General features: G+C 59.6%; 2 protein-coding genes. Both read left to right on the top strand.

Annotation, left to right across the window (positions count from 1 at the left end; all coding sequences use genetic code 11):
* A partial coding sequence (locus AC1DUU_RS30555) for a copper chaperone (protein ID WP_476787060.1) occupies nucleotides 1-197 on the top strand: 197 nt, incomplete at its 5' end.
* A gap of 527 nt (nucleotides 198-724) precedes the next feature.
* Nucleotides 725-1,951, top strand: a complete 1,227-nt coding sequence (locus tag AC1DUU_RS30550) for an SLC13 family permease (protein ID WP_476787059.1) — start codon at nucleotides 725-727, stop codon at nucleotides 1,949-1,951.
* Nucleotides 1,952-2,042 lie beyond the last annotated feature (91 nt).

The raw sequence follows: 2,042 nt of genomic DNA, 5'->3' as shown, positions 1-2,042 counted from the left end.
GCTGGGCGCTGTTTGCTGTGCTGGTTGCGGCCGGCGTCATGAGCGTCGCCTGGATGCTGCTTCTAACGCTGGTCGTCTTCGTCGAGAAGCTGCAGCCGCGTGGCCGCCGCTTCGAAGGTGCTTTGGGTATTGCGCTATTGGGTCTCGGGATCGTTGTAGCGCTCGGGGTGATTGAGATGCCTTGGATTAGCGGTTAGGGGCATTCCCCCCGCRCCAAGGCCACTCGCTTCTCAAGCGATAAGGTGGTCGAGACGCTCATGCCGAAAGGCTTGTGGTCGGATATCGAGCAAACGATACGGCGCGAGCGTCAGGTCCATTTCTGGCGCATCGCTGCCTGGAAGCTCAGGGGCCGAGATCTGACAGTCCGGATTTAGATTGATTTGACCAGAAGCCGACATCTTAAGCGGCCGCTTCAAAACGATCGAAATCGCACCTTTCGGTCGGCGGCACTCGTAAGTCGGGATTAGTCGGATGAAAACGCGGCCCGATGTTGGAGCTGTTGGGCGACGCGGACTGTGTTAGCACACCCAATATGGTCTGAGGGATGGACTTCATTCAATTGGCGACCGGCCTTCCGCTTGACGCCTGCGCATGCAAGCAGACCCTTCGGGCCGAACGACCTTGAAGCCATTCCGACAGGTCGCAACGGGCTTAAAGTGATCGACTTTGTTATGGGTAGGTTGGCGATTCCTTCCAGTTTGCGTTTTTCGAGGGCATTTTTCGTATGACAACCCTGTCGGTAACGGTCTTCGTGCTAACCTACGCGGGCATGGCTCTGGGGCGCGTGCCCGGCCTGGCGATCGACCGAACCGGCGTCGCGCTGCTCGGTCTGATCGTCCTCCTTGCCTCGGGCGATTTGTCTCTCGAAGAAGCCGGCGCGGCGGTCGACGTGCCTACGATCGCCCTTTTGTTCGCGCTGATGATCCTTTCTGCACAGTTCGACCATTCCGGTTTTTACGGCTGGATCGCTGACCGGATCGTTCGCGCTTCCCGCAATCCGAAGCTTTTGCTCGCCAGCCTGATCGCAGTGACGGGTGTGCTGGCCGCGATCTTCACCAACGACGTCATCGTTTTCGCACTTGCACCTTTGGTTGTCGCGGGTGTTGCCTCGCAACAACTCGATCCGCGACCATACCTTATTGGGCTCGCCGGGGCCGCCAACGCCGGCTCTGCCGCTACCCTTATCGGCAACCCCCAGAACATCCTGATCGGGCAGGCCGGCGGCTTGGATTTCTGGCGTTATCTCGCCTTTGCAGTGCCGCCCACACTGGCCAGCCTCGCAATAACCTTCGTCGCCATCGTCGCGACCTGGCGCTTGGCGCCTGGCGACGGCGCGAATCCGGAGGACAGCCTGCCACCTCAAATCGACCGGTTTCAATTCTTGAAGGGCATGTTTGCAGTCGCAGTACTTGTGGCGCTGTTCCTGACTCCGTTGCCGCGTGAACTCTCGGCGCTCGCGGTCGCGGGGTTTCTGCTGATGTCTCGTCGCCTCTCCTCACGCACTATGATCGGCGCGGTCGACTGGCAATTGCTGCTCCTTTTCGTTTGCCTTTTCGGAATAACGGCAGCTTTCGCCAAGACCGGACTGGCACAGCAAGGCATGGTCTGGCTCACGGAACGGGGCTTGCTGCCCGACCGTCTCGCTGTCCTCGCGCCACTGACGCTTGCCGCCTCCAACACGATCGGCAATGTCCCGGCCGTCATCTTGCTGGTCAAGCTCGTTCCGGATCTCTCGGAGGGTGCTCTGACAGCGCTGGCGTTGCTATCGACGTTCGCAGGAAACCTCCTTCTCACGGGTTCATTGTGCAACATCATCGTTGCCGAAAGGGCCTCCGTTTCCGGCGTCAAGCTCGGTTTTGTCGACTTTGCGCGCTCTGGTGTTCCGATGGCGATCGCAAGCCTGGCCATTACGATAGCTTGGCTTTGGGGCATTGGCCTCGTACCGTTCTAATTGGAAAATCCTGCTTCACGGCTGCTACATCCGGCTCGTCAGTTTGCTGGGAAAGACCGGACGCGCCGCGCGCAGAAACCTGTCCAAAAGG

The sequence above is a fragment of the Aminobacter sp. P4_H6_2 genome, from assembly GCF_056400805.1.
The sequence above is the reverse complement of the archived record's forward strand: the minus strand, read 5'-3'. Positions and strand labels throughout refer to the sequence as shown.

Excerpts from the sequence above, each read along its gene's own strand:
- AC1DUU_RS30550 (WP_476787059.1), top strand. The coding sequence starts at position 725 with ATGACAACCCTGTCGGTAACGGTCTTCGTGCTAACCTACGCGGGCATG.